Genomic DNA, 256 nt, shown 5'->3' with positions numbered 1-256 from the left:
GTTGAAATTTCATGGCGCGATGGGAATTATTCCTACTATCTTTACCCCGATAAGGTGGAATTGAGAGCGACCGATGAGAAGTCGTCTATCAAGTTGTTCATTTTCTATTTCCTTCAATCGACAAAGCCTAGAGAGGTTTCCTGAAATCTTAATTTCCCCCAATGTTGTTTATATACATCCACAACTGGAAAAATGGATACGGAAGGTGTAATGATGACAAATATTTCACAAGGCTTGGTACAAGTATACACTGGGG

General features: G+C 39.5%; 1 pseudogene. It reads left to right on the top strand.

Going from position 1 to position 256, the window contains the following annotated elements:
• Window positions 1-211 (top strand): annotated as a pseudogene (locus DSOL_RS29895) (hypothetical protein); the annotation flags it as partial.
• Between the last annotated feature and the right edge of the window lie 45 nt (window positions 212-256).

It is taken from the genome of Desulfosporosinus metallidurans (genome assembly GCF_001936615.1).
Taxonomy (GTDB): Bacteria; Bacillota; Desulfitobacteriia; order Desulfitobacteriales; family Desulfitobacteriaceae; genus Desulfosporosinus; species Desulfosporosinus metallidurans.
Note: the sequence above shows the minus strand (reverse complement) of the source record. Positions and strands in the feature narration are given on the sequence as shown.